General features: G+C 35.5%; 26 protein-coding genes. 7 read left to right on the plus strand and 19 right to left on the minus strand.

Annotated elements, in window-relative coordinates:
* Positions 1 to 120 precede the first annotated feature (120 nt).
* The 4 genes from BLV53_RS13620 to BLV53_RS13635 all read left to right on the plus strand — a co-directional run bounded on the left by BLV53_RS13620 (position 121) and on the right by BLV53_RS13635 (position 2,962).
* On the plus strand, positions 121 to 378 hold the full coding sequence (locus BLV53_RS13620; RefSeq protein WP_090301811.1) for a Txe/YoeB family addiction module toxin: 258 nt from the start codon (positions 121 to 123) through the stop codon (positions 376 to 378).
* Between the two features lie 294 nt (positions 379 to 672).
* Complete coding sequence (locus tag BLV53_RS13625; protein WP_090301813.1) at positions 673 to 1,950, plus strand: IS110 family RNA-guided transposase; 1,278 nt, start codon at positions 673 to 675, stop codon at positions 1,948 to 1,950.
* Positions 1,951 to 2,379: 429 nt separating this feature from the next.
* Positions 2,380 to 2,646 (plus strand): type II toxin-antitoxin system Phd/YefM family antitoxin, encoded by a 267-nt coding sequence (locus BLV53_RS13630; protein WP_090301815.1) that lies wholly within the window; start codon positions 2,380 to 2,382, stop codon positions 2,644 to 2,646.
* Positions 2,636 to 2,962: a type II toxin-antitoxin system RelE/ParE family toxin gene (locus tag BLV53_RS13635; RefSeq protein ID WP_090301817.1), complete on the plus strand. Its 327-nt coding sequence runs from the start codon at positions 2,636 to 2,638 to the stop codon at positions 2,960 to 2,962. The genes BLV53_RS13630 and BLV53_RS13635 overlap by 11 nt, the downstream gene beginning before the upstream one ends.
* A gap of 195 nt (positions 2,963 to 3,157) precedes the next feature.
* Here BLV53_RS13635 and BLV53_RS17670 read toward each other — a convergent pair whose 3' ends face one another.
* Together BLV53_RS17670 and BLV53_RS13645 are read right to left on the minus strand one after the other, a co-directional pair.
* Entirely contained in the window at positions 3,158 to 3,472 is a 315-nt protein-coding gene (locus tag BLV53_RS17670; RefSeq protein ID WP_170830869.1) for a hypothetical protein, read from the minus strand.
* A 208-nt stretch (positions 3,473 to 3,680) separates the two neighbouring features.
* A complete protein-coding gene (locus tag BLV53_RS13645) occupies positions 3,681 to 3,911 on the minus strand; it encodes a hypothetical protein (protein WP_090301821.1) in 231 nt (76 codons plus the stop codon).
* A gap of 295 nt (positions 3,912 to 4,206) precedes the next feature.
* Between BLV53_RS13645 and BLV53_RS13650 the strand changes: the two genes are divergently transcribed.
* On the plus strand, positions 4,207 to 4,974 hold the full coding sequence (locus BLV53_RS13650; protein ID WP_090171388.1) for a nucleoside phosphorylase: 768 nt from the start codon (positions 4,207 to 4,209) through the stop codon (positions 4,972 to 4,974).
* Positions 4,975 to 5,071: 97 nt separating this feature from the next.
* On the opposite strand, the gene BLV53_RS13655 is transcribed toward BLV53_RS13650, so the two are convergent.
* Positions 5,072 to 6,172 (minus strand): Fic family protein, encoded by a 1,101-nt coding sequence (locus tag BLV53_RS13655; RefSeq protein ID WP_090301823.1) that lies wholly within the window; start codon positions 6,170 to 6,172, stop codon positions 5,072 to 5,074.
* A gap of 362 nt (positions 6,173 to 6,534) precedes the next feature.
* On the opposite strand from BLV53_RS13655, the gene BLV53_RS13660 reads away from it, so the two are divergent.
* A complete protein-coding gene (locus BLV53_RS13660; RefSeq protein WP_090301825.1) occupies positions 6,535 to 6,729 on the plus strand; it encodes a hypothetical protein in 195 nt (64 codons plus the stop codon).
* A gap of 163 nt (positions 6,730 to 6,892) precedes the next feature.
* Here BLV53_RS13660 and BLV53_RS13665 read toward each other — a convergent pair whose 3' ends face one another.
* The 13 genes from BLV53_RS13665 to BLV53_RS13725 form a co-directional block, all read right to left on the minus strand.
* Positions 6,893 to 7,642 carry a TraX family protein gene (locus BLV53_RS13665; RefSeq protein ID WP_090301827.1) on the minus strand — a complete coding sequence of 250 codons (750 nt, stop codon included), beginning with the start codon at positions 7,640 to 7,642 and terminating at the stop codon, positions 6,893 to 6,895.
* A gap of 22 nt (positions 7,643 to 7,664) precedes the next feature.
* The gene (locus BLV53_RS13670) at positions 7,665 to 7,841 is read right to left on the minus strand and encodes a macro domain-containing protein (protein ID WP_090301829.1); all 177 of its coding nucleotides are present in this window, start codon (positions 7,839 to 7,841) and stop codon (positions 7,665 to 7,667) included.
* Between the two features lie 115 nt (positions 7,842 to 7,956).
* Positions 7,957 to 8,373 carry a 2-thiouracil desulfurase family protein gene (locus BLV53_RS13675; protein ID WP_090301831.1) on the minus strand — a complete coding sequence of 139 codons (417 nt, stop codon included), beginning with the start codon at positions 8,371 to 8,373 and terminating at the stop codon, positions 7,957 to 7,959.
* A 1-nt stretch (position 8,374) separates the two neighbouring features.
* Positions 8,375 to 8,854, minus strand: a complete 480-nt coding sequence (locus tag BLV53_RS13680) for a flavodoxin family protein (protein ID WP_090301833.1) — start codon at positions 8,852 to 8,854, stop codon at positions 8,375 to 8,377.
* Between the two features lie 239 nt (positions 8,855 to 9,093).
* Positions 9,094 to 12,195, minus strand: coding sequence for a sensor domain-containing diguanylate cyclase (locus BLV53_RS13685; protein WP_090301835.1), 3,102 nt, complete (start codon positions 12,193 to 12,195; stop codon positions 9,094 to 9,096).
* 497 nt (positions 12,196 to 12,692) lie between these two features.
* The gene (locus BLV53_RS13690) at positions 12,693 to 13,022 is read right to left on the minus strand and encodes a rhodanese-like domain-containing protein (RefSeq protein WP_090301837.1); all 330 of its coding nucleotides are present in this window, start codon (positions 13,020 to 13,022) and stop codon (positions 12,693 to 12,695) included.
* Positions 13,023 to 13,037: 15 nt separating this feature from the next.
* Positions 13,038 to 13,361, minus strand: a complete 324-nt coding sequence (locus tag BLV53_RS13695) for a thioredoxin family protein (protein ID WP_090301839.1) — start codon at positions 13,359 to 13,361, stop codon at positions 13,038 to 13,040.
* 2 nt (positions 13,362 to 13,363) lie between these two features.
* Positions 13,364 to 13,573: a hypothetical protein gene (locus tag BLV53_RS13700; protein WP_090301841.1), complete on the minus strand. Its 210-nt coding sequence runs from the start codon at positions 13,571 to 13,573 to the stop codon at positions 13,364 to 13,366.
* A 24-nt stretch (positions 13,574 to 13,597) separates the two neighbouring features.
* Complete coding sequence (locus tag BLV53_RS13705) at positions 13,598 to 14,188, minus strand: HD domain-containing protein (RefSeq protein WP_090301843.1); 591 nt, start codon at positions 14,186 to 14,188, stop codon at positions 13,598 to 13,600.
* Between the two features lie 20 nt (positions 14,189 to 14,208).
* A complete protein-coding gene (locus BLV53_RS13710; RefSeq protein ID WP_090301845.1) occupies positions 14,209 to 15,006 on the minus strand; it encodes a hypothetical protein in 798 nt (265 codons plus the stop codon).
* 23 nt (positions 15,007 to 15,029) lie between these two features.
* Positions 15,030 to 15,311, minus strand: coding sequence for a WCX domain-containing protein (locus tag BLV53_RS13715; RefSeq protein WP_090301847.1), 282 nt, complete (start codon positions 15,309 to 15,311; stop codon positions 15,030 to 15,032).
* Between the two features lie 35 nt (positions 15,312 to 15,346).
* Complete coding sequence (locus tag BLV53_RS13720) at positions 15,347 to 15,712, minus strand: alpha/beta fold hydrolase (RefSeq protein ID WP_090301849.1); 366 nt, start codon at positions 15,710 to 15,712, stop codon at positions 15,347 to 15,349.
* Positions 15,713 to 16,194: 482 nt separating this feature from the next.
* Positions 16,195 to 18,534, minus strand: coding sequence for a cell envelope integrity TolA family protein (locus BLV53_RS13725; RefSeq protein ID WP_090301851.1), 2,340 nt, complete (start codon positions 18,532 to 18,534; stop codon positions 16,195 to 16,197).
* Positions 18,535 to 18,651: 117 nt separating this feature from the next.
* Here BLV53_RS13725 and BLV53_RS17090 point away from each other — a divergent pair, with 117 nt between their 5' ends.
* Positions 18,652 to 18,798 (plus strand): GNAT family N-acetyltransferase, encoded by a 147-nt coding sequence (locus tag BLV53_RS17090; RefSeq protein ID WP_170830870.1) that lies wholly within the window; start codon positions 18,652 to 18,654, stop codon positions 18,796 to 18,798.
* A 137-nt stretch (positions 18,799 to 18,935) separates the two neighbouring features.
* Here the strand turns inward: BLV53_RS17090 and BLV53_RS13730 are convergent, their stop codons facing one another.
* The 3 genes from BLV53_RS13730 to BLV53_RS13740 form a co-directional block, all read right to left on the minus strand.
* Entirely contained in the window at positions 18,936 to 20,273 is a 1,338-nt protein-coding gene (locus BLV53_RS13730; RefSeq protein ID WP_090301853.1) for an ATP-binding protein, read from the minus strand.
* Positions 20,266 to 20,976: a LytR/AlgR family response regulator transcription factor gene (locus tag BLV53_RS13735; RefSeq protein ID WP_090301856.1), complete on the minus strand. Its 711-nt coding sequence runs from the start codon at positions 20,974 to 20,976 to the stop codon at positions 20,266 to 20,268. Before BLV53_RS13735 ends, BLV53_RS13730 begins: the two co-directional genes overlap by 8 nt.
* A 76-nt stretch (positions 20,977 to 21,052) precedes the next feature.
* Positions 21,053 to 23,926, minus strand: a complete 2,874-nt coding sequence (locus BLV53_RS13740) for a glycoside hydrolase family 3 N-terminal domain-containing protein (RefSeq protein WP_090301858.1) — start codon at positions 23,924 to 23,926, stop codon at positions 21,053 to 21,055.
* Positions 23,927 to 23,986 lie beyond the last annotated feature (60 nt).

Raw genomic sequence — 23,986 nt, forward strand, 5'->3', positions numbered from 1 at the left:
AGTCTCTGCAGATCCATTTTATTCTGAATCAAATATAAGATATCTTGAAGGCATCGCAAATGATATCAAAACAGGAAAAGCTCACTTTGAAGAACATGAACTACTGGAGGATGAAGATTAATGGGAATCCTATGGGAAGACAGAGGTTGGGATGATTATCTTTATTGGCAAACCCAAGATAAAAAGACTTTAAAAAGAATTAATTCACTAATAAAAGATGCCCAACGTGATCCATATAATGGTATTGGAAAACCTGAACCGTTAAAGGAAAACCTCAGTGGGTTTTGGAGCCGTAGAATAAATGATGTAGACCGCCTTGTTTATGATTTTGAGAACGAAAATATACGTATAATTTCATGTCGCGGACATTATGAATAAAATATCGTTAATATACACCGCCTTAGATTGCAACTCAACACTCAACTTAGGGCGGTGTTATTCATATATGTCTATCTTTCCATTAAATAATCGTTTTGCATATATATAAAATTTATAACATTGCGCTCACTGTGTCTACAATGTATAATAATGATAGAATTATGATATATCAACTATGGAGCATTCCTGTTAGGGTAAAAATATCAGGTTTGTAAAAAATGAGTGCCTCTCATAGAATAATGATTGTTAACTTGCCGGTTAATAAAAATCATTGTTCAAAGGAGACACCCACAAATGAATTGTAAGCAGAATGAGAGAATCAATCAAGTAAAAGAATCAACTTTGGTAGTTGGAATTGATATAGGAAGTACTACACATTATGCTAGAGCCTTTGATTGGAGAGGCATTGAACTAGGTAAAGTTTTTAAGTTTAGCAACAGTCGAGACGGTTTTGATAGCTTCAAGAATTGGATGCAGTGGTTACTAAATAAAAACAATAAGTCAGATGTGATAGTAGGAATTGAGCCAACTGGTCATTACTGGTTTGACCTTGGCGCTTATCTTGAGGATGGAGGCATCCTACTGGTTATGGTTAACCCTTATGCGGTAAAGCAGACCAAGGAACTGGATGATAACAGCCAAAGTAAAAATGATTGTAAAGATCCTAAGGTAATAGCAAAGCTAGTTATTGAAGGCAGATATTCTGCTCCATATACACCTGATGGTGTTTATGCAGATTTAAGAGTGTTGGCAACCAATCGTAAGCGAATCATTAGGGAACTTACCCAGATTAAAAATCGCATTGCAAGATGGTTTGCCATATATTTCCCTGAATATAAAGATGTGTTTGGGGACTATGAATCACAAAGTAGCATGCTCGTTTTAAGACATGCATGTACTCCAGAAGCAATAGTAAATCTTGGACCTGAAGGAATAAACCAACTTTGGAGAAATGAAAAACTTCGAGCTGTTGGAATGAAAAGAGCAATGACTCTGTGGGAAACAGCAAAAAGAAGTATCGGTCTGAAGAAGGGAACTACCGCAGCAGAGTTTGAGATGAAGATGATGCTTGAGGATTATGATTACAAAATGACACAGTTAAATTCCATCATGGAAGAGATAGAAAGCTTGTGTAAGAAGATACCTGAAAGCGAGCAGTTGCTTGCCATTAAAGGTATAGGATTAATCACTGTTGCTGGATTCTTGGCTGAAGTTGGTGACGTAAGACGTTTCGATTCACCACGGCAGATACAAAAGCTTGCAGGGCTTTCTCTTAGAGAGAATAGTTCAGGAAAGCATAAGGGACAAACGACCATAAGTAAAAGAGGTCGAAGTAAGCTACGAGCTGTGCTGTTCAATGCAGCAATCCCTTTAATAGCTACAAATCCAGAATTCAAAGCACTGCATAAGTATTACACAACAAGAGCACAGAATCCTTTAAAAAGGAAGCAATCAGTGATTGCAATCAGCTGTAAGCTGATAAGAGTTTTCTTTGCAATTTTAACTAAAGGTGTGACCTATGATCCAGCCAAGATGATGTCGGATATACATAGGCAGCCTGTAGCAGCATAAGAAAACAACTGTAAATTTCAGGAAGACGTCCGCCGAAAGGTGCTGGGATGAGCAGAAACTTTTAAATACAACATAGAGAGCCGTAGTCGGATTTTTTTCCATCAGAGCATGACTCAGCAATGGAGCATAATGACGCCCCTTTATGGATAAGCAGAACGAAGGAATTAAGGACCCTGGAATCAGGTGATCCCGTATGACATGGGAGGTTAGGCTGCCGTAAGGACTTGGGGATAAGAAGGGCCAATCATAGTGATAATAAGGCGACGTCTTATTAAGTGCACCCCAAATACCTGTATATCCATAGTTTTGGCCATGGGGAATGGCATGGACTTAGATAGCTTCATCTATGTGACTATGAAAAAGTGAGAAAAAGTGAGAAAAAGTGAGTTAACAAGAGATATAACAAGATTAATATGGGAGGTTTCGTATATGATTATTAAACCATCTGCAGCTTTAAGAAATAGTTATTCACAAATTTCAGATTTAGCAAAAGAAACTGAAGAGCCTATATACATTACTGTTAACGGTGAAGGCGATGGTGTTTACATGAATATGAATGCATTTGAAAAACGTGAAGAAATCCTTAATCTACGTGAAAAGGTCTTACAAGCTGAGGAAGAAAGAATTCGTGGCGAGAAAACACTTAGTGTGTCGGAAGCTAGAAAACTTTTAAGGGAGCGCATGCATGAATTATAAAGTTGAAATACTTCCATCAGCATGGAATGATTTAAAATCTATTGAGGATTATTATGCGCTTGAATTCGATATAGAAACAGCAATTAATGTAAGCGATTCTATTTTAGATAAAATTGAGCTTTTAGAAACTTCTCCAGAAATCGGCTGTGATACTCCAGATTCTTGGCTTAATAAACGTGGGTATAGAATGCTAATATGCGACAAACACGTTGCTATATTTAGATTTATAGATGAAGCCGTATACATATATCATATTTTTGACACACGTAGAGATTATCCAAAGCTCTTCAAAAAGCAATTAAAAGATGATAAATAGCCTAAACCTCCGCAAAACAATAAATAATGCGGAGGGTTAGTTGAATCAAATTTGGATGGGTTATTGTTGATGATACTAAACGCGGACATAAGTATGGGAGGAATATGATGAATCTAGGAGCTTGGATGTGCGGAGTACTGGTTATACCATTTGCAACAGTAGGACTGTTGTTTGGATTATTCAAAGAAAGGGCAACTAAACTTTTTCACATTCGAGTGAAAATGCAATTGGATATATTACACTTATTGTTGAAGGCATACAGCTTGTGGCTATATTGGGTTCAATTGTGTTTGTGGAAAGAGCTCTTAAGAAAACTTTTAATGAAAATGGTATCAGAAGATAAATTTCAGTTTGATGGGCTTTGGAATCCTCTTTTGAAACAACTTCCTGGAAAATGTCTCCAAGAACTTCCTTATATCCAGCAAACGGATATGAATTAGCTTCTTCTGACAGACCTACAGCTCTATCATAGCCATCTGCCCACAAATCAAAACCTTTGTTATCTAACATTATGCCGCCTCCTTCTAGTATTACGCTGCCAACCAATGGCACTAAAATTTTACTATATGAAGGTGCTAAATAACAAGTTGTTATTGACCTATACATTTTAAAACTGTTTATTCTATGCCGAATTTGGCTTGGCAGAATCTTTTAATGATAATAAAATAGTTAATTCCTTAACAGCAAGAGGACAGCTAGTAACACTGTCCTCTTCTCTCTATTTTGCATGTAGATTTTCAATGGCTTTTTTGTATCTTATGTCCTGCGTAACAATATTGTCATCAGAATCAAAGTTTTTGCTAAATCTATATGCCCAACAAGGAACATTTTCTTTAAAGAACTTATAGTCTTCTAGCACTTGTTCATCTGTTGTTTGTTTCTTCACCCATTCATACATTTCAGATGCGGTGGCAACAGCACTATAAAGTGATTCAAAAGCTTGATCCAAATTTCCCTCATTAATAAAATAATTGCATTTCATAGTATATGCAGTAATATTACCAAATGGGCACTCTATATAACATAAAGCTATGAAAGAATTGTAATATAAACGGAGTTATAGTAAAACACTCTTTTGTTTGGCAGAATATTTTAATTTAATCGAGTAAGCTACTCTTCCTCCGTGGATTCTCTCCATGAAGATTTTTTTATAGCCATTTACCTGACAATGAAGTACAATACTTACCAATATATATAATTTGTAGATGAGTTTGATTAATATATAAACTACAAGGAGGATGTATATGATTATCAAAAATGAAATTCCAATTTTGGAATATGATACTAGTTCAAAAGAAGTTATTTCTCCAACTCACGACTGTCCAGATTTAAAGCTTCCAGAGAAATGTCTTTTTACATTTCTAGGAGATGTCGTTCATGAATATGCTAAAAAAAATTGCGCTGACGTTGTCGAAGAGATGATCAACGTATCCCATACAACCAAGATTTATGTACTTCGTGAGAAAAATGAAGATATTTGTCTGGTCCAATCACAGATTGGAGCACCTGCAGCTTCACAGGTAATGGATGTATTGGTAAGCTGTGGTTGTAAGAAAGTAATTGCTGTAGGTTCTTGTGGCGTTCTGGCGGACATACCTGAGAATGCTTTTTTAGTTCCAACCAAAGCCCTTAGAGCAGAAGGTACTTCGTATCACTATCTTCCAGCTTCAAGATATATTGAACTCGACGAGGAACCTGTTTCAGTAATTGAAAACACTTTTATAAAACATGAACTACCATTTGTGGCATGTACCACTTGGACAACTGATGCATTTTTCCGAGAGACCAAAGATATGGTAAAACATAGGATTTCAGAAGGTTGTACCGTTGTAGAGATGGAATGTTCTGCACTAGCTGCTTGCTGTAGGAAAAGAGGCGCCAAGTTTGGACAGTTTTTGTTTACTGCTGATTCGCTGGCTAACGTTCATGATTATGATGAACGAGACTTTGGAACAAATGCTCACGAGAAAGCTCTTCTACTAGGATTAGATATTCTAAGAAACTATAACTAATAGATTTTTTAATTTCGTACTACGGAGACTGAGTAATGAATGAATCGAAGCTTTATAAAGAAAGCGTGGCTACAATTGTAACCACGCCTATATTTTACTATTTAAGTAATTTCTTTATTCCATTTTCATTATCTTTTGCAAACGAACTTAGCTCATAAGAACGGATTCGCTCTTTTACCATATTAGGTTTTACAAATCCACTTTTAACAAGCACTGCTAAACGATTAATAACAGTTTTATTTGTCACTCCAAGCTCACGGCTAACTTCAATAGGTGTAAATTCACCCTTGTATCTCTTCAAGAGAAGTAAAAGCAGTTCCTTTTCTTTTCCTTTCAGATATGACAAGCTGCCTTCAAGTTCTTCTCCACTGCTGTTCTCAGATATTTCGCAAACCTTATTGGAATAAAGGAGTACCATTCTGAGAAAGTAATTAAACCAAATCTCTGAATGTGGAGGATTGTCCCTACCTGAATAATAAAGTGATGGCAAGCCCATTTGGATAGAATAGTAATATTCTTCTATATCATAAGCAAAATATTCTTCTAATGAACCTATTCCATTAAATCCAAATCCGTTAATATCAAGTATATATCCAGATAAAAGTCTGGCAGTACGTCCATTTCCATCTTCAAAAGGATGAATGGTAACTAGTTGATAATGAACAACTGCAGCCACTATCAGTGGATGATCATCTGTAGTGTTTACATACTCCACTAGTTCATCCAATAAATCTGGAATATCAATATATTCTGGCGGAATGTAATCAGGATGTCCGCTTTTTGAATCATATACTGCGAATAATACTCCTGGTGGCATTGGACCTCTAAGGCCAATTTTCTCTTTCGAAGCACCTTTTTCAACATATTTCTGCACATCAAGAATCAGTTTCTTAGAAAACTTCTCCTTTTTTTTAGCCTTTTCTTCAAGATAATTCAGTGCAAGAAAATAATTACGAACCTCTTGCTCAGGTCTTAGATAATGTTTTCGCTCATCACTTTCAATTACTTCATCAACCTGCTTCTCCGAGAGAGGATTCCCCTCTATTTTCGTAGAGGCATAGGAGCTTTTTTTCTTTGAGTTTTTTCTGAGCTTATTTGCTACAGACACAGAAATATTTACAGTCGACACTTTAAATCTGTTTTTTTCTATCTCAGTAATGTACTTCAAAATTTCATTATTTAAGGTTACTTTTATCACTAAAATAGCACCTCCTGACAATATATATCATATCAGAAAAGGTGCTATTTCTCCACTAAAATTACACTATTTTTACACTATTTTTCATTAACAAAATCTAATAGTTTTTCTCTTCACTATTCAATTATCTCGGAAGTATAGTATAAAAATTAATAGAAATGTTAAAAATTACGTAAATAGTAAATATAGCCACAAATATACTTGTTATGTTGTTTAATATTCCGTCTATCTGCAATGATTTATAAAAACCTAAAATAAAATATGTCTGAGTGCTCAAAGGGAGGAGGTATTTTGAGTCAGAATACTCAAATCTGATAATAAATAGTCAAACAGTTGACGAAGGCTTTTGGGAAACCTATTACATGGGCACAGGTAAAGATTATGATGAACTAGCTGATTCCATAATAACAGAGTACCTAGAGGACCCATATAGAGAGCTTGCTCTAGATTCCAGCGTTGCTGGTGAAAAAAGTAGATATTATATCTATAGTGGCCTTATGGAAGGCGAAGAAATAGAGCTATTAATTGAGTTTATTCTTAACTCTAATAATGAATAATTTATTGTTCTTCTACTTGCAACTGATCAAGAAAATTCAGAAATAAATGACTACATTGAAATGGTTAACAATGCTGAATATACAGGTGCTGCAGATTCTATCGAAAACCCTAGAAGCCCATTTTATATTGCCCCAGAATCACTTGATGCTGATGAAGAAATAATCAACCCCTAAGAAAAAATAATCTATATATTAATCCTATTGCGGCTAGGTGTGCCGGATAATACCAGTAGAAGAACTTACCCAGCCATTTGCAGTCTCCTCTTTTACCGTTATATAGAGCTAAAAGCGGTACTGTTCCCCAGCATGCCAAATGTAATATTCCATATATGTGGCTGTGAACTATAAAAAAAGCAACTGCGTACATACTCACGGAAAACATAAGATACAGCATTTGTCTATGAAACTTTCCGTGGTTTCGACCAATTAACAAAATTGCTATTGTTGCTGCACAGCTCCAGTCAGCTGTACAGGTTAAAATACACCCTATAATAGTAATCAATACTTTAATCCACGTTTTAAATTTTGTTGAATCCCATACTTTAAGAAAAATAAGCCCCCACATAAGTGGCCATGCTATGCTCGTTGAATTAAAAATCAGATTCTTAAAAGGATTAAAGCTAGACATATTAAAATAACAAAAGGCAAAATGACTTATAAGAGCTAAGATAGCCATCCTTTTTAGGTATCTATAATAATCATGAGTATGATGATATCCTTCAGCTACAAAAAATATCATTATAGGAGCTGTAAGCCTTCCAACCATATGCAATAATATCTGACTAACGCTTTCTGCTTGAGTATAAGTCTCTATACCCATCCAAGCCAAATGATCAATAGTCATTGCAATAATGGCTATTACTTTAAGCATATTTCCAGTCAAACTAAGCTGTTTATTAATTTTTTCCTGCATTTTAATTCCCCCGAATTACCTATTAAAGATATCTGCAATTATATCCAAAGTTTGGTCCGACCGCATAAATTATATATTTACAATTAGTCATGTTAAAAGCTGGAGTAATAGCTGCCTCTCCATCATTTAAAGGTGGATTGCATTTATCACAGGCATCTGATAGTTCTTTCATTCCAGCCTTACTAAAGATAACATCCACATATACCACCACCAGCAGCTAAATATCTATTGGCAGCATTAACAACTGCATCAACCTTTTGGTCTGCACATGATCCATTTATTAATTTCAAACTACTCATAAGCCTATTCTCCTTCTACAGTTCTTCTACATCTATCACATTAAATCCTTCAGCTTTAAGTAATTCTACGAATACACCATTGCCAGAAATTAGTTTTCCTGAGAAAGTGCCATCATATATAGTATTAACACCACAGGATGGACTTCTAGATTGTAAGATAACAAGCTCTGCACCCGTATCTTTTAAAATCTCAAGTGCTTTTTTCGCTCCATCTCTAAATTCTTTATCTACAGAACTACCATCCTTATGCTTAACAACCCCATCTACTATTTCTGCAGGGTCTCTTGGAATAGGCAGACCTCCAAGAACCTCCGGACATATGGAAACAACTTCATGCCCCTTAATGTACTCTATCGCGCTCTCACTATAGTTATTTCCACCGCTGTATTTACAGTTTTCGCCTAATAAACAGGCGCTTACACCTATTACCATCTTATATATCCTTGCAAAATTCCTCTATTTTTCTTTCATTATCATCACTAGGTTTATCCTTTGGATCAATAAGAATAAGAGTAGCAGCTAATGTATCTATGCCGATACTATCTTTCAATTTCTCAAATGCTTTCTCAGCTCCAGCTCCACTTTGACATGCAACGGCTGCAATCTTCTTTTCTTTAATACTAGGATTATCTTTTATAAATGTTCTAAGTGGAGGAGTCACATTACTAGCCCATACTGGAAATCCAAATACTATCTGCTCATAAGAATCTAAATCCACAGCATATGGTTCAAGCTCAGGTGTTTCTGCCATAACTGCACTCTTTCCACCCCAAAAGAATTTTGCAAATCCTTTTTCTGGATACTTTTTAACAGGAACTAATCTTAGTGTATCCGCACCTGTCTTCTCTGCAATTTTCTTAACAACAAAATCCGTATTTCCCTCATGTGAATAATAAACAATAAGTGTTTTCATGAAAAATTCCCTCCCATATGAACGGCTCATTTCAATTTTGTTATATACTTGGTTTGTAATTATCTTTATCAACCACAATATAGATATCTTCACCCATCTTTTGCTCGAAATAATCTTTTTATTCAAATATGGGGGTCACAAAAGTGACCCCCATTCAACCAAAGTCCTAGGATTAAGTGCTGAGGCTGTTGAGACTCGGATTGATTCTTAGCCATGAAAATACTGAAAAAGTGGTATTGTCAACTATGTATAACAGGTAATTGATAATTTTTCAATTGTCGTTTATTCTCATACATTCTTTTATCAGCCTTATCAAATACTCCTGCTACATTTCGCTCACCATTGTATCTTGCTGCCCCACAAGCAATTACAACATTATCAGTTTTTTGATTCTCCAAATTAATCTTTTCAAGTTCTGCCATTATAAGGTCCATATTCTGATAATCCATACCTTGAGCAATAACAGCAAACTCATCTCCGCCAATTCTATATATTGGGCTGTGCTTAAATAAGTTACAAATTATAGAACATCCAGATTTAATAAACTCGTCTCCTGCCTGATGTCCCAAAGAATCATTAATTTCTTTAAGACCATTTATATCAAAAACTATGGTTGCAAACTCTAAGTCCTCTTTTTCTTCAATGAGACGGTTAAGTTTAGCCTCTGCGTCAATGTATGCATGTTTATTCTTAACTCCAGTAAGAGAATCAAGATTCGCTATCTTACTCATCTCTGCAAGATTCTTATAATAATTCTGGTCTTTTCTAACCTGATCATCTACATCGACAATACCTAGTATTAGAATTTGTTTTTGGTCTTCAATAATATAGGTAGCCTTAATACATACATATTTTGGTGCCCCCTGATACATTAATCTTATGTTTATAGAATAAACACCATTACTTTCAATTGTCTTACAAATATTTTCTTTTGAAAACAACGTAAGGAAATGGTCGATATCTTCTATAAAAACATTTTTCAGACCTTTCTCTCTGAACTTTTCAAAGAAATTGTCCCCTTCATTATCCAAGCCCAAGTATCTATAATCTTCATCTAAGGTATATCTAACAAAATGTTCATTCTCAGGATCAATTGCATAGATACAAATAAAATCACCTGTAAGCGCAGTGACTCTGTTATAAGTCATACGCTCCCTTTTAATTCGTTCAATTTCCTCTTTATGTCGCAGTTCAGCATCATTATCAATATACCCCAGCATTACAACAGACAACGCTACAGCATCGTTTTCTTCGTTTGTAGCAACTTTACGAATAAACAAGTGAATTACATCGTTGTTCTTGCCTCTAATATCAACGATAACAGGCTTTCCATCTTTTTTGCACTGTATCAATGCATTGAAGAAATTTTGGTCTGCTCTACCATCCGAATAATTCTCACTTACAGAAAACTTTGGATAATATTTCTCCATAAATATCTTATAGGATTTGTTACCTTTCATATGTCTAATCTCATCGCCTTTTACTTCTACGATAAACATAGGCATTGTGTCAAAGTAATCACCAGAAATAATGCTATCATCAGCTGAGAAAGACATATCATACATATTTACATTACCAACAGTTGCGTAATACTCAGCCTCTTTAGGATTCTCAAAACCTATCTGAACTCCGTTTTTATATCTATCTAGAATAGCATCAAATGGAACTGCCTTACTATAATAATAGCCCTGAAGTTTTGTGCACCCTACCTCATTGAGGAAATCTACTGGATTCTCATTTTCAACACCTTCAGCTACTGTATCGCTTCCTAAACCACTGGCTAAACGAACAATTTCAGAAACAATAACCTTACTGTCTTCACTCTCATGAATTTTATCAACGAAGGCCTTATCAAGCTTTATTACATCAAAATGAATCTTCTGCAGTAAATCCGGAGAGGAATACCCAGATCCAAAATCATCTAACCATACACTAAAGCCCAATTCTCGGAATCGTTTTATCTGGATAATCATGTATTCTACATCATCTGTAACTACACTTTCAGTCAACTCGATAACTATTCTACTTCGATCTATCCCTGCATCGTCCACACGTTTTCTTATCTCTTCTACAATGTCACAGGCATAAAAATCCGTTTTTGATAAATTGATGGAATTAGGCACAACATTTAAACCTGCCTCGGCCTGCTGCTTAAGCTTTATAATTACCTGCTCCGCAACATATAAGTCAAGTTTATATGTTATCTTTGCATCCTCAAGAATAGGAATAAAATCATTAGGACCAATTTCACCCTTCTTAGGATCCTTCCATCTGACAAGGGCTTCTTCATTACAAACCTTGCCATTAGATGTACGGATAATAGGCTGATAACAGACCTTTATCCAACCATCTTCTATAGCTCTATCTAGATTTTCAAAGATGTATCGTCTGTCCTCAAACTGCTTCAACATCTTCTCATCAAAATACACAATTTTCGAATCATAAATCTTGCCACAGCTGTCACAGGCTATCTTAGCTCTATCCGTAGCTGTAGCAGGACCTACATACCCAAATCTGGTATCATAAATGCCTATCTTCACAGGCAAATTCTTACCATTATTAATAAGCTTAAAATCTTTAACCAAACATTTAAGCTTATCATCAATCCCTTCCCTGTCTGTGCATACAACAAAATGATCAGCTGTTGTTCTGCAGCAATTATAATTTCCAAAAAACTTAACCAGTAATTTAGCACTCTCTTTTATTAATATATCACCAGCTTCATAACCATATCTTTGATTAAATGCCTGCATACCGCTTAAATCAAAGAACATCATTACTAATTCTCTCCACTCATTCACAGCCTTGCTTCTTGTGGCTTCTGCCAATTCAAAAAAGTAATCCATGGCAGGAAGACCTGTCAAATAATCATAACTCAGAGCTGTCGCAGCCTTTTTGCTCTGAAAATGCTTGTTATGGATTAGATTAAATCCCATAGCGATGTCTCTGTTATCAACATTGTAAACGCCTTCGTTTACATAGTTTATAACAGCAAGTCTTACCCCATTCTCCTTGTATATATGCTTTCCTATAGAATGAAGAATGATATATTTATCACCAAGTTTGGAACGATATACCTGATTGTACTCTCCGCCATCTACTGCGAAACGCACAGCAGCATCTGCCAATTCAGCAACATCATCAGGATGCACATCTCTATACATATCATTATCCATGAGATGATAAGCCTCTTCTAATGATTCAAGGCCAATAAGCTTCACAAATCCCTCAGATAACGCTACCGTAACAACACGTTTATCAATAAACTGATAAACAGCAAGCGGTATACTGCTGCTTTCAATTAATTTCAGTTCTTTATCATCATATCTATATCTTTCCATGTCGAATCCCCACAAAATCGCAGATTACAGCAGATAACATATACATCCATATTATACCTTTTGGGTAATATCATTTCTCTTTATTCACAAAAGTTTCATTGTTCTCAATTTACTGCTCCAAAAGATGATTACTAGTGATGAGAGGTCAGGATCAAACGCGGTAATATTTGAGACTTTTAAACAAAAATTTAAATAGGATGAGCTTCAAATATATATGTATTCACCTACTGCAATTGGTGTTAAAGCTAATATTTACTTATGTTTAAAACCTTCCTTTATTCACGCTTTTGCCCTTTGAGGATTATCTCGCAATTCAATTAGCAGCAAAAAGGCTCCTTCACCATTAAGATACTCGGAAATCTCTGCTAATTTCCTTGCAGTATAACCCTCTACCTCAACAGCCCCTTCTGAAACATATTTATTATCCTTTATCCATATTCAAATTCTTTTGCAATATCAGGGTTTTTCTCGAACTTGCATATATAGATGTCCAAAAATTAATTACTTCCTATTACTGTTTTTCCTTTGTAAGATACTATGCCACCGATACTTTTAGCATTTGTATATCCCATCTTTTCCATAGCACTTACTGCAGATGCACTTCTAGAACCTCGAAGGCAATATACAAAAACTGGAGTATTTTTATCTGCAATGACATCCACTACCTTTTCTATATTCTCAACTGGCACATTTTTACTTCCTGGAATGTGTCCACCTAAATATTCTTCCTTAGAACGCACATCAAGAAGCACTGCGTTTTCTATAGCCTTCATGGCTTCTACTTCGGCATTAATATCTACATGTTTGAAAAGATTAAATAATCCCATATTCACCCCTCAATCCTACGACATTAATTCAATCAACCGCTCTAACTTTGCAAAGATTTCATCCAAACTAAAATATCCAGATCCGCGGATAGCCACTTGCCCTTCTACATATACAACAACAGTAGGAAATGACAAAACATCATTCTGTGCCGCAAGCTCTGGATGCTCATCAATAGATATATGTCTTGCTTCAATCTGCTCATGATTAGATAACCAATCTTCTAACCGTTGCCGTATGGCTACACATGGTGTGCAAGACTTGGAACTAAATTGAAACAATACTATTGAGTGTTTACAGACTAATTCTTGTATAGTCTCTCCCGCTTTAATATCAATCATACCTACTTTTCTCTACTTTTAATACCATCATAGATTTTCTGCTCTATTTCATCATTAGACAAAGAGTAATACTCATATTCACTAAAAGCTATGACAACATCCCCTAGCTCTGTTTCAGCAATGACACAGTCTTTTCCTTCAAAGAAAATCTTATATGTCTTTCCAGCTAAAAGCTTTGTGAATTGTCTTTCCTCTAGAAATTCTCTTTCCATAGTAAAATCCCCCTACTATTCACGTTATTTGCTAGGTTTGTAGTTATCTTTATCAACCACTATGTAGATATCTTCACCCATCTTCTGCTCAAAATAATCTTTTAGCGCCAAATTAGTATCCCATTTTTCAGGATCATAGTAACCGTATCTTCTTTTAACATCAGACATTCTATCTATGATATCCATAACACCTTCAGCTCCACCGATGGAATCACAAAGTTGAATTAACTTATCATATTCATCAAGTTCTATCTTGGCCAATTCTGTTTTTATTAATTCCGTCTCTTCATCCGTTGTATCAAAGTTGCCAACATAACCGTCAATGCTTTTGCCATTGAATGAATGTGTAAGACATACTCTGGCTGGTTCATCGTAACCTAAAGACATCATATAAGAATATCCATCAGAAACATGTCCAAGATGACGTTTCCCAAATCTACGACCAATATCGTGAAGTAAGCCAACAACATAAGCTTTGTCTACATCCAGCCCAATTTTTGCAGCAATACATTCAGCGCAGTGAGCTACAGTTCTACTATGATTTCCCCAAGGGCCTGGATTCATTTTTTCTGCTTCTTCAAGAAGTCTGTTTGCCTCATTTCTAGTTGGATACATTAATAACCTCTTTCCACATCCTAATTACTAACCGCATTTACATCTATCTCCATATGACCGGTGTCATATCCACAATCGATATGAACTGTTTTCGGGATAATTAAATCTTCATCAGCTACAGGATATGTTAAATAAAGTTTATCGTCCTTCCATGTAAACTCTGGTTTATCACCCTCATATTCGGTATAAATCCACTCTTCATAAGCATAATTTGTGTTTGAATCAGTGCCATCAATAGTGTCATTAAGTATGATTCCATAGCATCCCTTCTCTTTACTTATTATTCCATATGCTTTGTATCTACCTGTAGAATCCTCTGCTAAAGATATAAGGGCATCTTGGGAATTATCAATAGTAGTTCCCCACTCCACTGGTGTAAAATTAAATTCATTAAGAACTCTATCAATCACATGTGTATAGTCATCACTCTCCTCTACTATTACCTCAGGCTCATATTTTTCTACAGTCACATGACCTTTAGCCTTCTTACCTGTAACAGTAACTGTATATGTTCCAGCTTCTTGAATACCTACTTCAAAACTTGTTGTAGGAATGTTGTTGCCTTGATATACTGGATCATCTTCTCCACTTTGAATAGTTAATGCAATACTTCCACCTTCACTATCTACCCATACAGAAAAGCTGTCACCTGACTCACACTCAATATCATGCGAATATGATGTATTTAATATAGAAAAATCTATTTCAAAAGTATCATCTGTTCCTACCTTATTTCCATTAAATGTGGCTCCGCTATTGCCACATCCACATAAAGCAGCTGAAATTAATACAGTTAATACAACTTTCCATTCTTTCATTACGTTTCTCCCTTCAGAATACATTAATATAGCTTTAATTGTTTATTTATCTGTGTCTTATATTCTTCAACTACGTCCTCTGGACTTGTAATCTTCACATCAGCTCCAAGTCCAAACACCCATCCAAAAAACTGCTGAGATACAGCCACATCAACAACAACAAAACTCCGACCGTTTTCTGCAGGTCTTATTGTCACGTCTTTTCCGAATCTATCGATAAATATGCTCACCTTATCATCAGTTTTCACCTGCATTATTTTACAGAGATAGCTTAACTTTAATTTTTGATTTGATCCTTTTGGCATAAATAACCCCTCCGTATATACGAACTAAACTAAGCTTAGTATAACACAGAAGGGTATATTATTGGACAATATAATTTATTTTGGAGTTGATATCTTATCTGGAACAATCCATTTGATAATAGTTTTGTAATAAAGGCTCCTCCCATAGAACAACCATAAATACAGTCAACATGACTTATTCCATTTACTTTAAGCCAAATTTCTAGTTCGACTGCTATTTCTTCTACACTTGTGAAATCATTTTTTACATTTGGATCATAACCTGGAATTGCAGGAATAATCAGATGATACTTTTTTTCAAGCGCTGGTATAACGTACTCAAAGAAATCCCACATCACAACTGCAGGATGAAGCAACACCATTATCTTGTCATTTTCTTTACCAAATTCATGTATTGTCATAGCTTTCCTACCTAAATAGTAAACATATCCATGCTAAAAAAGCAGAAACTGGAACAATACATATTACGTGAAGTAAATGCGTCTTCCAGTTATAACCAAATAACTGCCTATTTAATACATACTTTGTTTCTGGATAAAAGTGTGGAAAAAAATTGAGACCTGCATTGCATAGCAAGAACCAATCCCCCATTCTAGCTATACACTTTATACGTTTTATCTACCTCTAAACTAATAATATCACATCAAGTTAGTCTTTGCTAACACTAGTTGCGAATATCGAATCGCATATAATATTCTTCAACCTAGTATACAATAGCCATATCTAAAACTCTCTGTACACAACACCTGGCTCTACATAGCTATAGAATGCCGAATTTCATCAGAAATTCAGCATCCGTAAATGGCGCCATTAAAAAGGTTCCATAGGACACGGCATCAGTGTGCCCTGTCCCCTGGAACCTTAATTATAGGTGCAAATAAGACTAATTTCTTGCTTTCTTTAATATAGCAAAGACACCGCCCTTTTCACAGTTAAGTTTTGCTTTATGGTTGTAGTGCCATTTCATTTTGTACTCCTCTTCTTTGGCATTCTGTTTGTTTACGTCAATACCATTGGCACTATATGATACTATTATTTGACGAATTAAACCATGTGTACCTGTGCGGGTTACGTAATTTGGACTCTTTCCACCAGTTGAAAAATATGTTGTTTTGCCTTCCTGCTTCAGATTTGATGTGTCAAATCCAACCTGAGTCAGATAGTCATTCATAGTGATACCCATAGCATTTACATGATCCTGAAGTCTGCAAATCTGTTCTTTAGATAAATCTTGCTTATTTTCTAATTGTTTATAATCCAATTCTTCAGAATTGTATGTCGCAATTCCTGGGCATAATTTAATTTCATTAAAACCATCCGTAGTCTTTTCAAGATATACACGTCTATTTTTACTTGCGTAATCTTTAAGAGTACCAATAATGCCATACTTGCATTTTTCAAGTTTAGCATCTTTATCACCAGTAAAAATAGATGCTATGCTCATTTTTGCTGTTTTGATACCATCTTTACGTTTCACCAAAGTATCATACTGTTTTTTTGTATCTTCATCTAACGTAGCAACCTGTTCAGCAGTAAGGTTTACAGCCGCATCCTGTATTTTTAATACATCCATAACAAACTTACAGTTTGAAGCAAACTGCTTCACTCTGGTTTTGATAGCGTCACTGGCCTTATCCATAGCTTCTCCTGAGAACATTGATTCTTCCTTATAATAATCATAGAATAGTTCGTACAGGTTTTTACTCATAATTGATGCCTGTGGGCCTTCGCCATCCTTTGAACGAAGTCCATCTGCTGCCATGAACATATCTTTGAAAACACCTGATTTTGCAGCCTTCCTGTCCTCATCAGTACCAAGGAGAGAAGCGATTTCTACAATAGTTTTAGCTTCACCACCTTCTTTATCTTTATATTGTTTTATTATACTGCTCATGTCAGTTGCGATTTGTGTACAGCTGCTTGTAAATACATCAAGATTATTACCTATTGAATTAATCGCTGTTACTACTGGTTGTAGCCTTGTGTTTGTATTTATAAGTGTCTCAATATTTTTATCTGATATATCTATTCTTTTTGAAATCTGGTCAACTACATCTGAATACTCAGACTTTATACCTAATGCTCCCATGATGATAGACTTAACAGGTGCTGCATAGAAATCTGAACCTGGTAGTAATTTCAATGAGCCGTCAACAACTGAACCGCAAGCTTTACCAATTAATGCAGTACCATCATCCTGTTTCTCTTTTGCCACAGGTCCAGTTTCCTCTGTTGATTTACCAGAAAAAATTTCTGTCCCTTTTGTATTAATTGATGATTCAATCTTGCCATTAATAAAGTCTTCTAAGGTAGCATTTTCTTTAATATTATTAGCCTCAGCTTCATATTTAGCCTTCTCAATCATCTCGGCATCTGAATATGTTTTTTTACTAATTTCATTAGAACCTTCATATACTACCTGTTCCCATGTACCATCGGCATTTCGTGTTGTTACGGAAATTGTCTCCGCAGGAATGGTCTTTTCTTCTGTAGATCCAGGAACTGTTTTTTTAGATTCTGGCCTATATATCTTTTCTGAAAATGATCCGTCTGGATTATATGTTCTCTTTAAACATCTACCGTCAGCAGCTGTATATAGATAATCTATATTGCCTTCATATGTTTTTCCACTCATCTTCAATCTGAATTCAGGGTTTGCTGGCATATTCTTAGAGACATAATCCTCCAGCTCTTCTTGGGTCATAGCCTGTGCTTTAGCAGAATCTTCTTTAGCTTCTTCCCCACCCTTATTGTCCTGAGGCTGAGCCTGGTCTGCTTCTGTAGCTGTCTTTTCTTCCTGTGGCTGTGCCTGATCTGTTTCTGTAGCTGCCTTTTCTTCCTGTGGCTGTGCCTGATCTGTTTCTGTAGCTGCCTTTTCTTCCTGTGATTGTGTTTGGTCTGCTTCTACGGTTGTCTTTTCTTCCTGTGGCTGTGTCTGGTCTACTTCTGCAACTGCCTTTTCTTCCTGTGGCTGTGTCTGTTCTATTTCTGTAGTAGCCTCATTAGCCTGTTGCATCATCACCCCGTATTCTGCGTTCCCCGTAGTGCCAATGATTGTGTCTGCATTAATTTTTTCTTCTAATGTACGAACATACTCTGCTTGCACTTCGTTGGGAATTTCATTTGCTTCTGCTGCGAAGGCGATTGTTGACATACTAGACATTGTAATAATAGCAGCCATTCCACCGGCTAATAATCTAACTTTATTCATCCTTGTTTTCATACTCTTTGCCTCCTATAAAAATTGTTTTTCACAAATCTGATTTGCTGTGTTCTATGTTGCACATAATAACAGTCAGTCAATCACATTTATGTCACACTGCTCATAAATCATAAATCCATGGAATTAGGAGTCCTTTCCGATAACATCATAGCCCAAGGACTTTACAAGAAAATGGGCTTCACTGAATGGGGCCGTCTCCCAGAAGCCTTTATATTAGACGATGGCACTCCTATCGATGAGATAACAATGTATAGAAAGCTATGAGTATAAAAAACACAATGGCGGAGCCTAAGCTCCGCCAAATCTATACTTAACCCTATCATTTAATAACCTCAAATACTATTCTCTGCCCTTTTCTTAAGCATACTTTGTTAGTAGGTAAATCGCAACAAACAAAATAATCATGCAGGAATAAAAATATTAAGATGAAATATATCATTCTCAATATGATATTCCATACTTCCACCTAGCTTCTCAGCCAGCATCGACATTGATTTTAAGCCATAGCCGTGGTTTTCCTTATCCTCTTTTGTTGTTTGCAAGAATCCCCCTTCAGTTCTATGTAATTCACTTATTTCGCAATAATTGTCAATATGAATAAACACCATATCATTATGTTTTTGGACATTTAAATGAATCAAACGTTTGTCAATATTATCAATTTTCTTTACCGCCTCAATAGCATTAGATATGGCATTTCCAAATAATGAATATAATTGATTAGGCGAAATATTACTGAGTACCGCACCATCAACAATGTGTATCAATCTAATTTTCTCATATTCGCACTGAAGACTTCTTTCTGTAAGAATTGTATCTAATACATCATTACCAGTTTTAATACAGCTAGTATAGATTGAGATTGCTGCCTCTATTTCCTTCAGATTTTCATCAACAGAGCTTTGACTCCCACTCCGTATTTCCCGGATTTGAAATTTAAGGTCATGGCATTTTATATTGATTAAATCTATACTCTCCTGCACCCTTTCATACATCAGTTTATCTGCATTCCACAATTCTTTAACTCTGACAACTTCCTTTTTTTCCTGCTCGCGCCATAAAAGGGCAAAATGAACTGCCAATGCCAGTGCACAACATAATATGCTCTGTAGATACATGACCACATAAACAGGGACAGGCAACTTTTTATCTCCGACTCCATACACTAGCACTGCATTTAAAACCACATCTACTAAAACTATTATAAAAGTTAGAAATAGTTTTGTGTATCCTGCACCTATATCAAAATCTTCTTCATCGTATAAAAGGTAAGACATAAGAACCCATATCATCCAATAAATCATGCAGTAGCTCAAAAAATATACAAGAATTGTTATTATATTGATATTAGGAAGAGAGTTCTCCTGATATACATCCCCATAATTAGCCATCCCCGTAACAGTAAGGATAAAATTGTATGTTTCAAACGCAATATGCTGAGTTGTATACGCCGTAACACCGCAAAACAAAATATTATAAACAGGCTCATCAAAACAAAAATATGCAAAAACTAGCATAATAAAAAAAAGGAATAAAAAAATAAACATTAAGGAAATAGTGTTATAAGCAACGATTGGCAAGAATCTACAAATTACAAGCAATAACATCGCAGCCCCAAAGACCTTTTTAGCAAAATTCTCTCTTCTCTTAAGTTGTACTGTGGATATAGCCATCGCCAATAATAGCTCTATAATAAATACTACTCTATAGTTAATAATGTTAATAATAAAATTAAACATGCAATGTTCCTCCAAAGTATCTTGCCAGATTTGAACAAAATTCTTTTTTTCGTCTTCTTGACAGAGGTAATTCTCCGCAGGGTAAAATCACAGAATCATTATTCACACTTAAAACATGATTCAAATTAACCGTGACACCGGAATTAATGCGTGAAAACATTTCCTGTGGAAGCTCACTTTCAATAGAAGATAATGAAGCCCAGGTTTCATATGTCTCACTATTTGTATGTATATATAGTTTGTGATTTTGTACTTCTATAAAATAAATACTTGATATAAGAATTTTTACTAAACATTGTTTACTTGTAACAACTATGGACTTTTGTTCACGGCTTTTTATTATTTTGAATGCATTATCAACCATATAACTAAAGTCATAGAATGACACTGGCTTTAAAATATAATCCATAGCACGAACTTTATATCCAGCTATTGCATATTGAGCTATTTCTGTAATAAAAACTATAATAATATTTTCATCAGTTTGTCTGATTTTCTCTGCTACCTGTATACCACTTAATCTTGGCATTTGTATGTCAAGCAACACCAAATCATATTGCGATTTAAATTCTTCTAAAAACTGATGAGGAGAATTATAGCAATCAATTTTTATCTCTCTTCCTTTTTCAATTGTATAATCGGTAAAAAATGACACCAGCATATTGGATGCTAATACATCATCTTCCACAATGACTACATTCATATTTTCCCACCAATCTTTTTATAAACGCCAAATGCCGCTCCACCATTATAGGTGGAACGGTATTTGTAAGAGAATGTTAACTAAGCTGTCCTTTTTTTTGTTTATAGCTCTTAATAATCAAAACTTCCATAAGAGCAAAAATAATACAAAGTACTACATCAAGTACAATTAACATCTTGATCCATGGCTGCATACCAGGATGAAGATTTTCATCGGTGTAAACTCTACTGTTTACTGTAGTATACATTATATTTTTACAAGCACGGCGTAATGCTATAATGGATGTAGCACTTGTTCTATCTTGCACCATATTATCGCCTTTATCGAATGCAAGCAACATAGCATCAGCGCCAGCGCGGACAGCCTGGTCAGCGTTCATATAACCATTTCCTAAGAAATAGTCAGTTATTGCAAATCCTTTAAAGTCCCATTCATCTCTAAGTATATCGGTTAATAATGCTGGTGATCCAGCTGACCACATAGGGCCAACGTAGTTGTGTGAACACATTATGGCACGAGCATTACTGTTTTTAATTGCGACTTCAAAGCTTCTCAAATATATTTCTCGAATTGACTGCTCGTTTCCCCATGTACAGAGCATTCCATCTCTGTTTGTCTCCTGCTCATTTAATGCAAAATGCTTGAGGTAAGCATAAACACCATGTTCTGCAGCACCATTAACTGCTTGTGCTGCCATCATCCCTGTCAAATAGCCATCTTCTGAAAAATACTCTGTACTTCTTCCTTCAAAAGCCGAACGATGAATATTAATACCTGGTGCATACCATCCAGTGATTTGCATTTCGTCAGCCATCTGTCCCATTCTTTCACCATAAAGATTTGCCATATCTTTGTTCCATGTAGAAGCAGTCATGACACAAGCAGGAAATGCAATTGATCCAACTCCGGTGAAACTATTGTTAATCGCCTGTGGGCCATCAACATCAGTAGTAGAAACTTTTCCAACACTCGCAACCTCACCTGTTTGATATCCAGCGATACCAGAAAGATTTACCATGTCTGTAATCGACATCTGATCAAGTAATTTCTCCCAACGAGGATCATCGTAATCTGCCCCTCTTAAATCCGATAATGATAAACCATTATTCTGTTCTGTCAATGGCATTTTATCATCTGCATTATTATATAAACTTGGATCATAGTTTGACGTATTAATAAACAATGCCTTATCCTCTTCAGACATTGATAAACTTTTAGGAGCTGCTGTTGCCTCATCAAAGTTTGCAAACCCATCTGCACGTGAAAGATAAGTAACTCCACTTTCAACATAGTCTAACTTAACAGTTGCTGCGTTTTTATCACTTGTTCGTGGTTTTTTCTCATCATAAATAACATCTTCTGCTACATTATATGTAACCGAATCAAGAATCGTATGCGAATCTCCATTAATAGAAACCACATAATCACCTGACTCTAAAACATAGCAACCATTGTTATACGCATCAAATGATGCCATATCTTCTGCGTTAATTGTAAAAGAAACTATCTCTGACTCTCCTGGCGCAAGTTCTTTTGTTTTATCAAATGCTACCAGATTTGCCGAAGATTTTTCTATTCCCCCATTGTTATAAGGCGGATTGTAATATACTTCTACAACATCTTTTCCTGCTACAGAACCAACATTCTTTACTTCAACATCTAATGAAAATCCATCTGGTGTTATGCTATAATTCTTAATCTTCTGCTTGAAATCTGTATAGCTTAAGCCATATCCAAATGGATACTGTACAACACTGTCATAATCAATTAATCCCTCTGTTGCCGCAGTTTCATAAAATCTATATCCAACATAAATTCCTTCGACAAGATTTACAAAACATGGTGTTACTGTAGCTCCACCATATTTTTCGTCCTTCTTAAATGAATATTCATCCATGTTATCATAATGGAATTCACCAATGTTATTATAATATGGTGTTGATGTTAAATCATAAACAAATGTATCTGAGGTTCTACCGGATGGATTAACATCTCCTTTAAGAATTCTTCCCAAACCATTAAATCCATTTTGTCCGCAAGGAGCACACCAAATAGCACTCTTGATTGGCTCATACTCCTCAACAAAACCCATTTCAAACGCACATGGTCCATTCCAAACAACAATAACCTTATTGAAGTTATCACATACCAGTTCAACCATTTCGCGCTCACTCTTACTAAGCTGCAAATAATGCTCATTTCCAAAATCGGAATAATTACCATTATCATTGTATTCGCCTTCCGCTGGAAGGTTCCCAATATTTGTAGGTAAATCAGCCTGTTCTGTACCTGCTCTGGAAAGAACTACAACAGCAGTATCAGAAAAGTCTTTAGCAGACTTAATTAACTCTTCAGGATATGTAGACGCTGGTGGCTCAGGAAGTGACCAATCCTGATGTCGCATTCCTACATCTGGTCTCTCCGCAGCATATTCTGTATAGAATTTACATAAATCTTGATTAAGGTTGAATCCAGCATTTTCGAGACCATCATATAGGGTTGTAATAGAATACTGTCCTGATGCAGCACCAGAACCTCTACCACTATAATTAGGTGCAATGGAAGCCCATCCAAACAGGTTCAAATTCGTAGTATTAGAAAGTGGTAATACATTATCTTCATTTTCCAATAATATGATTCCTTCCTCACTAACCTTTTGAACATCTTCAAGTGTCTGTTCCACTGTTTCATCTGTCAATTTTCCATCTCCCATAACCAGTGAAATCATAGTGCTCATAGGTCCAATGCAAATCATATTTATTATGGCTATCAGAGCAAGAACAAATGCACCTCCCGCTTGAGCCCTTACTAAATATTTTATATGTTTCTCTTTATTCTTGCAGATTACTATAGCTACAATTGCAAGAACAAAAACAACACCTATAGCAATTAAATAAATTGAAATGGCATTGATTACGTTCATCACGTCTTCAACGGTAAAACTAATCATACATCTAATACCTCCCAGTTATCGTTACAAATCTTTACTAAGAATTGGTGCGCTCCATTT

The organism is Pseudobutyrivibrio sp. ACV-2, from assembly GCF_900107545.1.
In the GTDB taxonomy this organism is placed as follows: Bacteria; Bacillota; Clostridia; order Lachnospirales; family Lachnospiraceae; genus Pseudobutyrivibrio.